Genomic DNA, 15,236 nt, shown 5'->3' with positions numbered 1-15,236 from the left:
AGTCGTTGTCACGCCCCTGTCGCGCGGCCCGCGGCATGGTGCGTGCAACGCGAAGTCCGGCGGTCATCGTGGCCGTATCGGGTATCCACAGTCCTGATGGCGCCGCCCGGAACTCGCGGGCGGTCTCCGGATTGGCTGTGAAGCGGGCGAAGCAGGAAGGATCGCCGAATTCGGATCGATTCAAGGATGTCACGAAGCAAGTTCAGCAAGTCAGGCTCAGATTGAATCCAGGTTGGCAAGTCCGGTTGGAGTGTTGATCGATGAAGAGACGCCGCACACGACTTGAACTCGTTGAGGACCGCACGGTCCGGCCGCACAAGACGCGCTTCGACGAAGAACGCAACTTAAGTCCGATCCAACCGCTCACCGACCGGCAGGCGCAGTATCTCGACGCGCTGGCCCTTCACAAACAGGTCATCGTGCTGGGCCCCGCCGGCACCGGCAAGACCTTCATCGCGGGCACCCGCGCCGCCGACCAGCTCCGCCAGCGCCGGATCGGCAAGGTCATCATCACCCGGCCCAACGTGCCCTCCGGCCGCTCGCTGGGCTTCTTCCCCGGAACCCTGGAAGAGAAGATCGCTCCCTGGGTCGCACCGCTGACCGAGACCATGAAGGAGCGCATGGGCGAGGCGGCCTTCGAGATCGCGGTGAAGACCGGCGACATCGAGGTGGTGCCCTTTGAGGTGATGCGCGGGCGCACCTTCAAGAACTGCCTCGTGATCCTCGACGAGGCGCAGAACACCACCACCGCCGAGATCAAGATGTTCCTCACCCGCATCGGAGACGATTGCCAGGTGATCATCAACGGCGACGTGTCCCAGACGGACTTGCGCGAGACGTCGGGCCTGCGCACCGTGATCCACCTGATCAAAAGCCGGATGATGCCGATCCCGGTGGTGGAATTTACCCTCGACGACATCGTGCGCTCGGGAATTTGTGCTGAGTGGGTCCGGGCTTTCGAGGAAACGAATCTCTGACTCGCGGGTTATCAGCGGCGGACCGGAACGGGGTCCGCCGCTCACTCCGGTGCGCGACATGGGTTCCCGGCCTCCCGGCCGGCCGAACCGCCCGGGTGCCGCGCTCGGACAGAAAGAGAATGGGAGACTCCCTCGTGAGGAAACTGACCCTAGCCTTCGCCGTGCTCGCCTCGCTCGGCGGTGCCAGCCTCGCCACCTCTGCCTCCGCTGCGCCCGGCGCCCCGATGGGCGTGACCACCCCCGAGACCGTGTCCACCGTGCAGATGGACCGCATGGAGCGTCGCATGATGCATCGGCGCATGGAGCGCCGGATGGACCGCCGGATGGAGCGTCGCCGGATGGAGCGTCGGATGATGCACCGCCGCATGATGCGCCGCATGTGATCGGGCGCTGAACCCGGCCGAATTCGAGAAGGGGTCCCTCGCGGGGCCCTTTTTCTTTGCCGCACACAGGGCTGCCCGGCGCGCGGCGCCGCCTCTCGCGCGCCCGTTTCCGGTGTATCGACGGCACGGGACCGCCTCCCTCCGGTTCCGTGAGGCGCGAAGCGATGACCCTTCAGACCTGGTGGCTGTTCCTCGGCGCCGTCTTCGTCCTCTCGGGGACGCCCGGACCGAACATGCTCCACATCCTGACGCGCAGCCTGCGGGTCGGGCTCCGGCGCAGCCTCGCCGCCATGGCGGGCTGCCTCAGCGCCGTCGTCCTCGTGCTCCTGGCCTCCGCCGCCGGCCTCAGTGCCGTTCTCATGGCGTCGCCCGTCCTGTTCGACATCCTGCGCTACGCGGGCGTCGCCTATCTCGTCGTCCTCGGGGTCCGGGCCTGGCGCGGGGACGATGCCCCCGTCACCGTCTCCGGAGGTGCGGGCCCGGCGCCGCTCTCCCCGGCGCGCCTCTATCGCGATGGGCTTCTGATCGGGCTGAGCAATCCCAAATTGCTGTTGTTCGCCAGCGCCTTCCTGCCGCAATTCGTCGATCCCGCCCGGCCGCAGGGCCCGCAATTCGTGATCCTGGTCGTCACCTTCGCGGGTGCGGAGCTGTTATGGTACGGGGTCTACGCCCTGGGCGGTCGCCGCCTCGCCACCGCCCTGACCCGTCCTGCCCTGAAGCGGGCCTTCGACCGGGTCACCGGCGCGATCTTCGTCGGCTTCGGAGCGATGCTGCTCGGAGCCCGCTAGGGTGTTCCATCGCCGATGCGGATGCCGCTTCGGCGATGGAACGTTATCTGACAAGAGGATAGGAGGCCGGCCGCTTCAGTTCTTGGCGGTCGTCGAACCGGTGGTCTTGGGAGACGCCTGCCCGACCGTCGCCACCGTCTTCTGAGTCGCCTTGCCGGCCGCCTTGTCGTCGCTGGCGGGCTTCGACTTCTCGTCGGTCGCCGGCTTGGCTTTGTCCGCCGCCAGTCCCGCATGGGCGGCCTTCACCGGCGCGGTCCTCGGGAGGGCGGCATGAGCGTGGGGCGCCTTCGCGTCCGGCTTCAACTCCAGCTTGGCCGGTTCCGGCGCGGCCACGGCCGGCACCGTCGCCGCGTCGGTGGCCGGCGTCGCGGGGGCGCCGTTGCTGAACAGGTTGCCCAGGAGCTTCTTGTAGGCCGCCGGATCCCCGTCGGCATCCGCCACCATGACCCGGGCGGGCTTGGCGGGCGAAAGATTGGCCGGCTCGGCGACGATGGGTTCGGGCTTCGCGGCGGGGGTCGAACCCTTGCGGGCCAGGTTCGCCGCGGCGGCCTTGGTGGGGATCGGTGCGGCCGCCATCATCACCGGACGGCCCTTGGCATCGACCTCGATCTCGCGCTCGCCGGCGGCGAGGCTCTCGGGACGACTGACCTCGCCGAGCTTGTGCTGGGCGTAGTCCTTAGGATCGTAGGGCATTTCGGGCTCGGGCTTTCCGAGGCTCGCGAAGGTCAGGGTGTTGGCGGGCGTCTGCTGCCCGCGGAACACGGGGTTCTGGCTGCCGTCGTCGTAGACGAGGCGGGTGGCCGGCGTGCCCTTGGCGATGAGTTCGGCGATCTCGCGGTTGTCGCGCTCGCGCTTCTCGGCGACCTGCGGCTCGACCTTCGGCGTGCAGGAGCCTGCCGCGGCATCCGCGCCGCCGAACACGTATTTCGAGCCGCACACGCCCACGCGCGGCTCCTCGCGCAGGGCCTCGAAGTAGTCGGAGCCCTCCTTGAGATTCTTCCAGAAGGGTGCGTTCGGGTCGTTGCGGAACTTGGCGACGTTCGCCGGCGTCATCCGGAACGGGTAGGACTGGAACTGGAACGCACGCTGACCGCCCGCGAAGGAATCACGCGCCAAGGCGTAGATCTCGCCCATCGACTCGTCGGTCATGGCAAAGCAGCCCGAGGACGAGCAGGTGCCGTGCACCATGATGTAGTTGCCGGTGCGTCCGTTCGCGCGGTCGTAGGCGTTGGGGTAACCGGTGTCGAACGAAAGGTAGTAGGACGAGTTCGGGTTCATCTGTCCCGGCGTCACGGTGTAGAAGCCCTCCGGCGCCTGCCGGTCGCCCTGCTTGGTCTTGGGGCCGAGCTGGCCCGACCAGCGGCAGATCGGGAAGGTCTTCAGGAGCGCGTACTGGCCGTTGATGCCGCGCTTCCACACCTCCATCTCCGCTTCCCGCTTGTAGGCGCGGATCAGGATCGGGTCGTTCTGGGACATGCCCTTCTGCGCCATCAGCGCGAGGGTCTTCTGAGGCACGGGCGCGAGGGCGCGGAGGGGAACGCCGCCGGTCGATCCGTCCTGGCATGCGCCGAGCGAGAGTGCGAGCACAGCGAAAGCGGCGGCCACGAGCGGGCGCATAGCCATGGGGAACCCCGTCCTCAGTCATGCATCCGCGGGATCTTCCCGTCGAACGCCACTCCCCAACCCCTTAGCTTGGTTAAACTTACCCGGTTGTTACCGCAAGGCGACGCTCGATGGTCGGCGCGCCTAGTGTGGATTGCGGTCATCGCGGGGGTGCGGACGCGTTCTTGCCGCAAAGCCCGGAACTGCCATCCGACGGATATTTCAGGGCAGGGGAAGCGGTTGATCGCCAACGACTTTCCGGTGCCCGAAGGACCCGCCGCGCCGGCGATCAGACTAGACACCGCATCCTAACGAATGTCGGCTTGGTTCCGTCGCTCGCCCGCGTCATGCCGCCGCAGGTCGGATGGATCAGAGCTTCCGGCCGATATCCAGGAACTTGGCCGCCCGCCGGTCGCGGATTTCGTCCGGACTCAGGCCATCGAACTCCGCCAGAGCTGATTGCATGGCGGCTCCGGCGGCCGCGATGGCCGCTTCGCGACCGCGATGCGCGCCGCCCGTGGCCTCGGGAACGATGGTGTCGATGATGCCGAGGCGGAGCAGATCCTGCGCGGTGATCTTCATGGCGGTGGCCGCGTCGGCCGCGCGCCCCTGGTCGCGCCACAGAATCGAGGCCGCGCCCTCGGGCGAGATCACGCCGTAGATGGCGTGCTCAAGCATCAGCACCCGATTGGCCGTGGCGAGCGCGATGGCGCCCCCGGAGCCCCCCTCGCCGATGACGAGGGCGATGTTGGGCACGCCCAGCGCCAGACAGGCTTCCGTGGAGCGGGCGATGGCCTCGGCCTGGCCCCGCTCCTCCGCCTCGATGCCTGGGAAGGCGCCGGCGGTGTCCACGAAGGCCAGCACCGGCAACCCGAAGCGGTCGGCGAGCTCCATCAGGCGGACGGCCTTGCGGTAGCCCTCGGGCTTGGCCATCCCGAAATTGTGCCGCAGCCGCGTCTCGGTGGTGGAGCCCTTCTCCTGGCCGAGGACGCAGACCGGACGACCGTTGAAGCGCCCGAGACCGCCGACGATCGCCTCGTCCTCGCCGAAGCTGCGGTCGCCCGCCATCGGGGTGAACTCGGTGATCAGGCCGGCGCAATAGTCGATGAAATGCGGCCGCTGCGGGTGGCGCGCGACCTGCGTCTTCTGCCAGGGCGTGAGGGCGGCGTAGATGTCGGAGAGCGCGGCGGCGGCCTTCGCTTCCAGGCGCCCGACCTCGTCGCTGATCGAGACGGCGCCGTCGCGTGCGCCCAGCGCCCGCAACTCCTCGACCTTGGCCTCGAGTTCGGCGACGGGCTTCTCGAAATCCAGGTAGGTGCGCATCACCGTCATCGAGGGGTCCATTTCGTGCTCGGTCGCGGCACCGGGTGGTCCGGCGGGCGGGCGACCGTTCTGACGCAGATCGTGTCGGGCCTATGGCGCGGCGGCGGGGGCCGCGCGGGCGCAGGGTGTTGGGGATGGACGGGCAGGTGTCAACAGAGGGGTGCGATCGGCCCGGCCCACCAGCCTCATCCGACGATCTCGAGCAGTCCGATGAGGACCAGGGGCATGGTCAGGCCCGCCAGCACGGTCTGCACGGCGGTGATTCCCGCCATCAGGGGTGCGTCGCCCCCGAGCTGCCGAGCCATGATGTAGGAGGACGAGGCCGTGGGCAGGGCCTGGAACAGCAGGGCCGTGGCGGCGGCGGGGCCGTGGAGGCCGAGGGCGAGGCAGGCCGCCAGGGTCGCCAGCGGCATCGCGATAAACTTGGCCGCCGACGCGACGAGCACGGGCCGCACCCAGGCCCGCGCCGTGCCGAAATCGAGGGCCGCGCCGACGCAGAGCAGACCGAGGGGGAGCGAGGCCTGACCCAGGGCGCGCAGCGCCGGCTCGATGCCCCCGGGCAGGCCGAGGTCCGCGGACTTGAGGCCGATTCCGACGAGGCAGGCCACGACCAGCGGATTAAGGGCGAGGAGGCGCAGGAGCCCGGCCAGCGACGGGCGGCCGAGGGCGCCGAAGCGCGCGAAGACGAGGACGCAGAGGATGTTCACGGTGGGGACGATGGCGGCGTTGGCCACCGCCGCCAGGGCGATGCCCTGGGCGCCGAACAGCCCGGCCGCCACGGAGACGCCCACGTAGTTGTTGAACCGGACCCCGCCCTGGAAGACCGAGGTGAACGCGGCGCCCCCGAGATTCAGGAAGCGCCGGCCCGCGAGGAGAAGGCCCGCGACCACGAGGGTCGAGGACACCAGCACGGTGACGAGCGCCCCGATGGGAATGCCCGCCAGCGGCGCGGTCACTAGGCCGTGGACGAAGAGGGACGGCAGCAGGACGTAGTAGCCGAGCCGTTCCGCCTGGGGCCAGAACGCTTCGCCGAGGAAGCGCGATCGGCGCAGGGCCGCGCCGAGGCCGATGAGGAGGACGATGGGCAGCAGCGCCAGCAGGATCGTGCCGGTCATGGTTCCGGTCTCCGATCCGGGCCGCAGGGGTGGGTCGGCTTAGCGGCGTGGACCCAGTTCCACCACTCGTCCGGGTGGGGCCCCGTGACAGAGTGCGGCTTCGCGTCGCCCGGATGGAGGACAAGCCCTGGCCAGCGCCGCCATTCTGGGTGTTGTGGTCGGCACGACCTCTATCCGGCGTGCGACCGGACCGCGTTCCAGGTTATGCCGAGCGCAGCGCGCACGCACGAACCCGACGTCCTGAACGGAGCTTGCCCATGACCCTGAAGAACAAGACCGCCGCCGTCACCGGCTCGACCAGCGGAATCGGCCTCGGCATGGCGCGGGCCTACGCGGCCCAAGGCGCCAACATCGTCCTCAACGGCTTTGGCAAGCCGGAGGACATCGAGGCGGCGCGCAGCGGGATCGAGTCCACGTTCGGCGTCAAGGCGATCCATTCGAGCGCGGACATGACGAAGCCGGCCGAGATCGAGGGTTTCGTCAAGCTTGCCGAGGAGACCTTCGGCTCCCTCGACATTCTGGTGAACAATGCGGGCATGCAGTTCGTCTCGCCGATCGAGGATTTCCCGGTCGAGAAGTGGGACCTGATCCTGGCGCTCAACCTGTCCTCGGCTTTCCACACCATGCGGGCGGCGATTCCCGGCATGAAGCAGCGCGGCTGGGGCCGGATCATCAACACGGCCTCGGCCCACTCGATGGTCGCCTCGCCGTTCAAGTCGGCCTACGTGGCGGCCAAGCACGGCCTCGTCGGCCTCTCCAAGGCCGCGGCCCTCGAGCTCGCCACCCACGGCATCACGGTCAATTGCATCTCGCCGGGCTACGTCTGGACGCCCCTGGTGGAGAGCCAGATCCCCGATACCATGAAGGCCCGCGGGATGACGGAGGACGAGGTCATCAACGAGGTGCTGCTGAAGGCGCAGCCCACCAAGGAATTCGTGACCATCGATCAGGTCGCGGCGCTGGCGGTGTTCCTGGCCTCCGACGCGGCGAGCCAGATCACCGGCGCCAACATGGCGATGGATGGCGGCTGGACCGCGCAGTAGGCGACGCGGTCCCTGATCAAACCGGTCCTCCTCCCCGCGCGGGGCGGAGGACCAAGCCGGCACGTCCGGCGGGCGGACGTGATCGCTCGTTCAGCGGCGGCCGTGCAGCAGGAGCGCGAGGCCGTAGCCCACGGCGCCCGCGATCACGAGGGCGATGAACGGGTTCTCCTCGACGCGGCTGCCGACGGCGCGGCCCCCATCGCGCAGGTAGTGGCCGCCCCGATCGTAGGCTTCGCCGGCGTAATCCTGGACGTTGTCGGCGACATCCCGGAGCGTGTCCTTGGCCTGCCCGTAGATGTCCTGGGCGCGGCCCTCCGCCTCGCGGTAGCGGCCTTCGACCGAGCTGCGCGACGAACCCGTGAGGTCGCCCGCGGCGCCCTGCACCTTGCCGCCGAGTTCCTTGGCGGCGCCGACGATGCGATCCGTATCGACCATGGTCTCTCTCCTGAACGCGGGTGATGCGGGCTGCCCGTCCGAGGTCGGCCCGCATCCGACGTTCACAGAACGCCCGACGGCGCGAAGGGGCCCAAGGCCAGGCATGAAAATCTTCCGGTGCCGGCAAACGAGCGCGTCGCGCTCCTTATCGGCCGCCGGCGCGGCCCCGTACCACGAGGCCGCGCGCCACCTCCGCGCAGGCTCGGGCGAGGATTTCCGCGGAGGTCTGGCGCTGCGGTCGCGCGGATGCCTTTGCCGGCCGCCGGGTCCGGGGCGGGAGGGGGATGTGCACGAACAGCGTCGGTGGGCCCTCGCGCAGGGCGCGGAAATAGGTGGCGTTGCAGAGGTAGCGCCCCGCATCCCGCGAAGGGATCGCGGCGATCCCGCTCCTGCGCAGGCTCGCCAAGGCGAAGGGGGCCGCCGGAGAGCGCCGGGCGGCCGGGCCGTCCGGCTCCAGGGTCGGGCGCGCCGCGATCCGGCCGGAGGCATCGGGAAACAGCCGGCTCGTGCGGTTGCGGCCCTGGATCTCGACCCGAACCCGCCTGGCGCGGGAGGCGACGCCGAGCATCAGGATCGCGGACGGCGCCCCGGCCAGGGCCGGTTCCAGCATCGCGGGAATCGCCGCGTAGGTGGTGCGCAGGATCAGCACCCGCACCGGGGTCCCCCCGACCTTCGGGCGTGCGAGGACGCCGATGCGGCGGGCCAGGGTCGCGCTCGGGTTGCGCGGCACGCCGGGAAAGGGGCCGAACCCGGTGATCAGCAGGCCGCCGGGCATCCGCTCTTACAGGCCGATCAGGGTGGCGATGGCCTCCGCCCCGGCTGCGGGCGAGGATTCGCCGCGCCCGACCGCGGCCTCGGCCTCCGCCGTCTGGCGGCGCACGTCTGCCGAGCCGACGAGGCGCTGATGCAGGCGCTCGTGCACCAGGGCCCACATCCACTTCACGTCCTGGGCCCGGCGCTTCGTGGCGATCTCGCCCGTGGCGGTGAGCTTGTTGCGATGATCGACGATTCGCTCCCATAGTCCGTCGAGACCCTTGTTGTTCAGGCCCGAAATCGTGACCACGGGCGGCGTCCAGGTCGAACTCGGCGCCGAGAGGATGTGCAGGGCGGCACGGTACTCCGAGGCCGCCGCACTGGCCCGGCGCTCGCCCTCGCCGTCATCGGCCTTGTTCACCGCGATCATGTCGGCGAGTTCGAGGATGCCCTTCTTGATGCCCTGGAGCTCGTCGCCGGCCCCCGGCAGCATCAGCACGAGGAAGAAGTCGGTCAGGTCCGCCACCGCCGTCTCGGACTGTCCGACGCCGACGGTCTCGACCAGGATGACGTCGAACCCCGCCGCCTCGCAGAGCAGCATGGTCTCGCGGGTCTTGGCGGCGACGCCCCCCAGGGTGCCGGAGGAGGGGGAGGGACGGATGAAGGCGTTGGGATCGAGGGCGAGGCGCGCCATCCGGGTCTTGTCGCCCAGGATCGAGCCGCCGGTGCGGGTGGAGGAGGGGTCGACCGCCAGCACCGCTACCCGGTGCCCGGCCGCCGTCAGGTTGGCGCCGAGCGCATCGATGGTGGTCGATTTGCCGACGCCGGGCACGCCGGTGATCCCGACCCGGATCGCGGTGCCCGTGTGGGGCAGGACCGCATCGATCAGCGCGCGCGCCGCCGCCCGGTGGTCGGCCCGTTTCGATTCGGCGAGCGTGATCGCCCGCGCCAGGGCGGCGCGGTCCCCGGCAAGCAGCCGCTCGCGCAGGGCATCGATGTCGAGGGCAGGGGCGGGTGCGGATGACAGGGCCATGGCTGCCTTCTTTGCCGGTCCTGCCGGGATTCGTCGAGAGGCAGGGCCGTCGTCGCGCGGTCTTGATCCGTCGCGGCGCCGAAACCCGGCCTGCTGCGTCTGTGGGCGTGCCGCCACAGGGCCCCCTCTGCCCGCAATCCACATCGCCACGGTCACGCTTCCGCCGCGCCATGGTCACGATCCTCGTCGACAGGGTAGCACCACGCCGGGGCCGCTCCCGGCCCGCCATCGTCAGGATCGCCTTGCCCGACATGATCCGCTCCGACCGACCGACCCGACCGATAGTCCCGACCCGTCGTACCCTGCTGCGGTTCGCCGCCCTCTCGGGCGTGGCCGCCCTCGCGCCGGGGCTCGCCGGCTGCGTGGCGGACGGGCTCGTCACCGATGCGGTGGTGGGCGGGGCTCCGGAGCGGCAATCCGCCCTCGACGTCAGCCCGGTCCTGCTCGTGGCGACCACGCGCAAGCCCGTCGGCGCGCCGCCGAAGAGCCCCTTCTTCAGTTCCGAGCGCGGGCGCGGCCTCAGCTTCGCCGAGGTTCGCCTGTCGGCCCCCGACCGCTCGCTGATCGGCAAGGTCTCCTCGGTGGTCACCGGCGACTGGGCCGTGACGGCGGTGCCGCAGGTCGAGACCGGGCCGGGGGCCGCCGGCGCCTTCGCCCAGGCGGCTCTGGGGCGCGACGTACTGATCTACGTCCACGGCTACCGTGAGAGCTTCCAGTCGGCGGCCGTCAGCGCGGCCCGGCTCTCGGACGGCATCCGCTTCCGGGGCGCCTCGGCGCTCTTCACCTGGCCCTCGGCGGCGGCCACCTTCGATTACGGCTACGACCGCGAGAGCGCGCTCTGGTCGCGCGACGGCTTCGAGGACCTCCTGAAGGCGCTGGCGAATTCGGCCTCCGGCGGGCGCATCAACATCGTCGCGCATTCCATGGGCACGCTCCTGACTCTGGAAACCCTGCGCATGCTGCGGGCCGAGGCCGGCGAGGCGGCCATGGCCCGCATCGGCGCGGTGGTGCTCGCGGCCCCCGACATCGACATCGACCTGTTCACCAGCGCGATCGAACGCATGGGGCCGGACGTGACCAAGGTCACGGTGATCTCCTCCACCAAGGACCGGGCGCTGGAACTCTCCGGCGCCATCGCGGGCGGCGTCGTCCGGGCGGGCGCGGCCGACCGCGAGCGCCTGGAGGCGCTCGGCGTCCGGGTGGCCGACGCCTCCGATTACGGCGGCGGCCTGATCAACCACGACCTGTTCCTGTCGAACCCCGACGTGCAGGGCGTGGTCAAGCGCGCCATCGGGCGGGCGAGCGGCGGCGCCTGATCTCGGCGCCTTCGAGTTCACCCTTGGCCTATCGGGCGTTCGCCCCTACACGGACAGCGGCCCCGGGCCACAGAGATAAGGATTCGCGATGTTCACTCTCGAGATCGATGGCGTGGCCATCGCGGTCATCAACGGCTCCGAGGAGGTCGCCAACGACCTCTTCACCTGCGATGGCTTCAAGGACGACATCCAGACCATGAAGAGCGACGGCAAGGTGCTGTGGAACGGCACCTCCCCGCTCAAGATCCGCGCCGCCACCGAGGAGGAGACCGAGATCTTCGAGGACGCCCTCGCGGAGGACGATTCGGAAGAGGACGAACCCTACGAGCCGGATGCCCGCCACGCCCAGGCTTCCAACGATGACAAGGCTTCCGACGACGATTCGGACGAGGACGACGAGGAGGACGATGCCGACATCGTGTTCCTCGTGGACATCGACGAGGATGGCGGCCTCGATTCCTGACCGCTTCGGACGCCCCGTGACCTGAGCGCCAGACATTGCGAAGAACCCCGCCCGTCACCGGGCGGGGTTCTTCGCGCCGGGCTTTGGCCGGATGCCTCCCGCTCAGCGGCGGCCCGCGTCGCGATGGGCAGAATCGCGACGTTTGTCCTTGTGCAGAAACCCGTGACGGGTGGAGAACAGTCCTCGATCCAGCGTTCGGAAGCGGACGTCTGAGACCGCGCATGTATCGCACCGATGTTCCCGGAAGGTGAGCCACGATGCTCGGTTTCGTCGCGTGGGTGAAACGGGGGTATCTGACCTGCCTGCGATGCTACGCGGAGTTCCGCGGTCGTAGTACCCGCGAAGAATTCTGGGCGTTCAGCATCGCGATGCTGATTCTGTACGTTGCGGCTGCCTGCCTCGACGGGCTCGTTGGTCTGACGGGCTCCGGGTTTACCGGCTTTCGCCGTGTCAACCAGGTCTTCCACGCCCTGCCTTGTCTCTCCCTGCTTGTCCGGAGGCTCCACGATCTCGACCATCGTGGATGGTGGGTGCTCTGGCCGCCCATCTGGGGCGCCATGTATCGTGCCCGCGGAACTCCGGACGTGAACCGCTTCGGGTCCGCCGAACCACGTGGACGGGTGTTCGTCCCGCAAGCATCGGCGCCCGGCGAGCACGGGACCGGGCCGTCCTCGCGGGACCTCGGCGACTGGGATGGGGAAGCGGCGATCGAGACCTTGACCGGGCTGACCGACACGCTGCCTTCTGCGAATTGGTTCCTGCTGTTCTGGTTCGGGCTCTGGGTCGGCCTCTTCGGCGCCATGCTGCTGGCTGCAGGGATCCTGACCGCCCCGAACGCGCATTGGTGGCTTGCGGTCGTGATCGGAATTCTTTGCCTCAGCGTCGGCATCTCCCTCCTGCGCAACGCCAGGGTCCGGTTTCGCAGCGGGCGAAACTGACCCGTCGGCCAGGGTCGCCGAGGCAGAGCAGGCATCGTCACTCGAGACTGGAGGGTATCATGGCAGCATGTCGTCGCATGGGTCCCGCGGAGTCGATGGCGCGCTCGTGGCTGCTCCCGGTGGCGTTGATCCTCGGCTCGACGATCTCCGTCGGTTCCGCGCCCATCGACGGGCAGGCGGAACGACGCCTGACGGAGATGCTGCTCACGCTCGACATGGCGCAGGCCACCTGTGGCGTCCATATCGTCGAACCTCGGCTCGCGAGCCTGCTCTCGTCCGAGAACGTGACGCGAAAGGAGCTCTACGGGCGGCCGGTCACGCCTGCGCTTCAGGCGACGATCGACGCGTTGCAGAATCGTTTCCTTCGGCAGCCCGGCCCCGCCTGCGCGGATGCTTGGCGCCGATACGGTCCATCGAGCGATGCGCCGTTGCTTGCGCGATGACGCCACACGAACGCGTCCGTCCATCAACGATCGCGCCGGGCGCGATAATGGGTGAGCCACGGATAAAAGAGCAGGGTCGAGATTGTGGCGGCCCCCAGCCAGAAGACGAGGAGCGCGGGAACCCTGTCGGGATCGGTGCCGCCCAACAATCCGGCAAGGAGCGGGAAGGTCGCCACGATCTGGAATTCACCCCACAGGATGAGCCACTTGCGATGCGTCTTCCAAAGCAGGCGCACGATGCGAAGATCGCGGCCCCCGGCGATTTGCTCCCGTCGACTCATCGTACAAGTCTGGCAAGAGAGGGGAGTATGAGGGGTATCGGGCATGGACAAGGACCGCAAGCCGCCGACCTGGTTCACCGCTCTCTATCCCGGACGCAGGGAACTCACCGATTGGCGCGGTGCCGTCGCGTTCGGGGGCCTCATGCTCGTGACCATAGCCGGCGGCTGGGCCGAGAGCGTCTTATGGCCCGAGCACCCGGTCCTCGCCTTCGTCGTGATGGGACCGCTCGCCCTGGTGGCCTTCGGGCTCATTTACCTCATCCGCGCGCGCACGGGGTGATCACGCGCGAATAGGAATGCGATCGGGCGCCCGAAGGCGCGGCATGCACCTGTCCCGGCACCGGAGACAGATCGTCCTTGGCGATCCGGGCGGTTCGACGCTCGTGATACCCACGACCGGTCATCGGCTTCGGCCCGTATGAACGATGGCGGATGGCGTCCATCCGGTCGTCCCTCGGTCATCACGGCGCTGGTGCCGAGGGACGGCCCCACCGAATCTCCGGGAGGGGTCTGCCCGTGCGAACGCGCGGTGGCCTTCGTCCGCCGCATCCCTGTCGGGGCTGGCGCGGGGACCGGCGCGAGGCCCTCAGTCGACGACCGACCGAGCCGCCCCGGCTGGAATCAGGCCCGGAGGAACCGGCCCGGCATTCAGGGACCTCGGGGGAGCGAGGCCGGCGCTTCCGGGCTTGCCCGCTTGAGTCTTGGCAGCCTGGGGCCTGCCCGGCGCGGAAGGCGTCGGACCGGGCCTGATCGCTGCCCCTCCCGTCCCGCCGGCCTTCGGCGGGATCGCCGGGGAAGCGGGCGCCTTTGGCGTGATCGCGCCTGTCGTCGCCACGTCCCGCATCGGCACCGCCGGGCTGTCGATCCCGTAGATGTCGTCGCGGAAATGGGCGCGGCCGTCCGGAGTGGCGTAGCCGGTGAGATACACGAAGGTCACGGGAATCTGCTTTGGGAGCTTGATGTCAAGGCGCTCGTTTGTGGCGATGCTGGTCTCGATTTCGATCGGGCCCCAGGTCGAGCCGGCGCCGTTGGGGCCGGGCGTGCCTTCCAGCAGCCAGCCGGCGAGTTCCTTCACCTGCGCGACGCGCACGCAGCCATGCGAGTGGAACCGCACTTCGCGGGCGAAGAGCGATTTCGACGGCGTGTCGTGCATGTAGACCGCCTGTTTGTTCGGCATGTCGATGCGCACCTGCCCGAGGGAGTTCTCGAGGCCCGAATCCTGCCGCAGGGTGTAGTTCGCCGCCTTCTCGCTCGACCAATCGATGGCGGTGGGGTCGACCTCCACACCGCCGGGGCCGAGGATGCGGATGCGCTCCCGGGCGAGATAGCCGGGGTCCTTGCGCATCTTCGGGATGATCTCCTTCTTGATGATGGAGACCGGCAGGGTCCAGGTCGGGTTGAGGTTCACGTCGGTGATGCGGGCCTCGATGCGGGGCGTCGCCTTGTCGGGCTTGCCCACCACCGCCACGTAGCGGCGCACCACCACGCCGTGGTCCACGGCCTCCACGGTGGCTGAGGGGATGTTCACCACCACGTAGCGGTCGCCATAGGCGAAGTTCGAGCCGATCTGGCGCGCGGCTGAGGCGGCGAGCTGGCGCTGGCGGGTCGCCGCCGGCACGTTGAGGGCCGCCACGGTCTGCCGGCCGATCAGCCCGGTCTCGGGCAGGCCGTGCCGGGCCTGGAAGGATTTGATCGCCGCGACGAGGGTCGCGTCGAGCTGATCGCCCGCCATGGCCTCGGGCGCCAGGTCGCCCACCAGGATCAGGTGCTTGCGCAGGGCCGGGATCGCCGGGTGGCTGGCGCCGGGCTTGATCACGAGGTCGACGGGCAGCGCCGGCCAGCCGCCGGCATCAGCCATGGCCTGGTAACGGTCGGCCATGCGCAGGGTCTCGAGGAAGGTGGAGGGGCTGAGCGTCGGGACCGGATCGGCGGAGACCCGTGCCACCACCAGCGGCGGCAGCTCCCGCGACTTCTTCACGGGCGGCGGCGCGTCGCCTCTTCCTGGCACGATCGCCTGGACGGCCGGTGTCGCCGCCGGCGCGGCCACCAGGGCCTCGACCTTCGGCCGTGCGGGAGCGTCGGGCGCCCTGGCGGGGTTCTCCACGGTCGCCCTGGCGGGCGCCTCCTGCACCGTCCTGGCCGGGGGCTCCGCTGTCCTGGCCGGAGTCTCGCTCGCCCTCGTGGGGACCTGCTGGCCCATGGCGGTGGCACCGAGGGCGAGGAGGAGCGCCACGGAGGACAGGCCGGCACGCAGGGCTGCGCGGGGCGTGAGCGGCTTGAGAAGGTCGGCACTGTGGCGCCAATACATCACGGATCTCGCGCGTGTGGTGTCTCCCCAACCAT

At 69.6% G+C, this 15,236-nt stretch carries 17 protein-coding genes; 9 read left to right on the top strand and 8 right to left on the bottom strand.

The features are described from left to right. The first annotated feature begins 260 nt into the window (after positions 1-260). From MKK58_RS26455 to MKK58_RS26445, 3 genes are all read left to right on the top strand, one after another. The gene (locus MKK58_RS26455; RefSeq protein ID WP_243915945.1) at positions 261-977 is read left to right on the top strand and encodes a PhoH family protein; all 717 of its coding nucleotides are present in this window, start codon (positions 261-263) and stop codon (positions 975-977) included. A gap of 134 nt (positions 978-1,111) precedes the next feature. Further along, positions 1,112-1,360: a hypothetical protein gene (locus MKK58_RS26450; protein ID WP_243915944.1), complete on the top strand. Its 249-nt coding sequence runs from the start codon at positions 1,112-1,114 to the stop codon at positions 1,358-1,360. Positions 1,361-1,524: 164 nt separating this feature from the next. Next, positions 1,525-2,148: a LysE family translocator gene (locus tag MKK58_RS26445; RefSeq protein WP_243915943.1), complete on the top strand. Its 624-nt coding sequence runs from the start codon at positions 1,525-1,527 to the stop codon at positions 2,146-2,148. 75 nt (positions 2,149-2,223) lie between these two features. Here MKK58_RS26445 and MKK58_RS26440 read toward each other — a convergent pair whose 3' ends face one another. The 3 genes from MKK58_RS26440 to MKK58_RS26430 all read right to left on the bottom strand — a co-directional run bounded on the left by MKK58_RS26440 (position 2,224) and on the right by MKK58_RS26430 (position 6,188). Beyond that, positions 2,224-3,771, bottom strand: a complete 1,548-nt coding sequence (locus MKK58_RS26440) for a murein L,D-transpeptidase family protein (RefSeq protein ID WP_243915942.1) — start codon at positions 3,769-3,771, stop codon at positions 2,224-2,226. Between the two features lie 348 nt (positions 3,772-4,119). Then, complete coding sequence (locus tag MKK58_RS26435) at positions 4,120-5,073, bottom strand: acetyl-CoA carboxylase carboxyltransferase subunit alpha (protein WP_243916021.1); 954 nt, start codon at positions 5,071-5,073, stop codon at positions 4,120-4,122. 185 nt (positions 5,074-5,258) lie between these two features. Beyond that, the gene (locus MKK58_RS26430) at positions 5,259-6,188 is read right to left on the bottom strand and encodes an AEC family transporter (protein WP_243915940.1); all 930 of its coding nucleotides are present in this window, start codon (positions 6,186-6,188) and stop codon (positions 5,259-5,261) included. A gap of 257 nt (positions 6,189-6,445) precedes the next feature. Here MKK58_RS26430 and MKK58_RS26425 point away from each other — a divergent pair, with 257 nt between their 5' ends. Then, positions 6,446-7,231 carry a 3-hydroxybutyrate dehydrogenase gene (locus MKK58_RS26425; RefSeq protein WP_243915938.1) on the top strand — a complete coding sequence of 262 codons (786 nt, stop codon included), beginning with the start codon at positions 6,446-6,448 and terminating at the stop codon, positions 7,229-7,231. 90 nt (positions 7,232-7,321) lie between these two features. Here the strand turns inward: MKK58_RS26425 and MKK58_RS26420 are convergent, their stop codons facing one another. The 3 genes from MKK58_RS26420 to meaB all read right to left on the bottom strand — a co-directional run bounded on the left by MKK58_RS26420 (position 7,322) and on the right by meaB (position 9,452). After that, on the bottom strand, positions 7,322-7,666 hold the full coding sequence (locus MKK58_RS26420) for a CsbD family protein (RefSeq protein ID WP_238276571.1): 345 nt from the start codon (positions 7,664-7,666) through the stop codon (positions 7,322-7,324). A 145-nt stretch (positions 7,667-7,811) separates the two neighbouring features. Continuing rightward, positions 7,812-8,441 (bottom strand): peptidase C15, encoded by a 630-nt coding sequence (locus MKK58_RS26415; protein WP_243915936.1) that lies wholly within the window; start codon positions 8,439-8,441, stop codon positions 7,812-7,814. 6 nt (positions 8,442-8,447) lie between these two features. Continuing rightward, positions 8,448-9,452: a methylmalonyl Co-A mutase-associated GTPase MeaB gene (gene meaB / locus MKK58_RS26410; RefSeq protein WP_243915935.1), complete on the bottom strand. Its 1,005-nt coding sequence runs from the start codon at positions 9,450-9,452 to the stop codon at positions 8,448-8,450. 251 nt (positions 9,453-9,703) lie between these two features. Here meaB and MKK58_RS26405 point away from each other — a divergent pair, with 251 nt between their 5' ends. The 4 genes from MKK58_RS26405 to MKK58_RS26390 all read left to right on the top strand — a co-directional run bounded on the left by MKK58_RS26405 (position 9,704) and on the right by MKK58_RS26390 (position 12,612). Beyond that, positions 9,704-10,768 (top strand): alpha/beta hydrolase, encoded by a 1,065-nt coding sequence (locus tag MKK58_RS26405; RefSeq protein ID WP_243915934.1) that lies wholly within the window; start codon positions 9,704-9,706, stop codon positions 10,766-10,768. Between the two features lie 88 nt (positions 10,769-10,856). Further along, positions 10,857-11,231 carry a hypothetical protein gene (locus tag MKK58_RS26400; RefSeq protein ID WP_243915933.1) on the top strand — a complete coding sequence of 125 codons (375 nt, stop codon included), beginning with the start codon at positions 10,857-10,859 and terminating at the stop codon, positions 11,229-11,231. Between the two features lie 257 nt (positions 11,232-11,488). Then, on the top strand, positions 11,489-12,169 hold the full coding sequence (locus MKK58_RS26395; RefSeq protein ID WP_243915932.1) for a DUF805 domain-containing protein: 681 nt from the start codon (positions 11,489-11,491) through the stop codon (positions 12,167-12,169). Between the two features lie 95 nt (positions 12,170-12,264). Then, on the top strand, positions 12,265-12,612 hold the full coding sequence (locus tag MKK58_RS26390; RefSeq protein WP_243915931.1) for a hypothetical protein: 348 nt from the start codon (positions 12,265-12,267) through the stop codon (positions 12,610-12,612). A gap of 23 nt (positions 12,613-12,635) precedes the next feature. On the opposite strand, the gene MKK58_RS26385 is transcribed toward MKK58_RS26390, so the two are convergent. Continuing rightward, complete coding sequence (locus MKK58_RS26385) at positions 12,636-12,848, bottom strand: hypothetical protein (protein ID WP_243915930.1); 213 nt, start codon at positions 12,846-12,848, stop codon at positions 12,636-12,638. A gap of 88 nt (positions 12,849-12,936) precedes the next feature. On the opposite strand from MKK58_RS26385, the gene MKK58_RS26380 reads away from it, so the two are divergent. After that, entirely contained in the window at positions 12,937-13,173 is a 237-nt protein-coding gene (locus MKK58_RS26380; protein ID WP_243915928.1) for a hypothetical protein, read from the top strand. A 306-nt stretch (positions 13,174-13,479) separates the two neighbouring features. Here the strand turns inward: MKK58_RS26380 and MKK58_RS26375 are convergent, their stop codons facing one another. Continuing rightward, on the bottom strand, positions 13,480-15,201 hold the full coding sequence (locus MKK58_RS26375; RefSeq protein ID WP_243915926.1) for a murein L,D-transpeptidase: 1,722 nt from the start codon (positions 15,199-15,201) through the stop codon (positions 13,480-13,482). Between the last annotated feature and the right edge of the window lie 35 nt (positions 15,202-15,236).

Source organism: Methylobacterium sp. J-078, from assembly GCF_022829285.1.
Taxonomy (GTDB): domain Bacteria; phylum Pseudomonadota; class Alphaproteobacteria; order Rhizobiales; family Beijerinckiaceae; genus Methylobacterium.
This window is presented reverse-complemented; position numbering and strand designations above follow the sequence as displayed.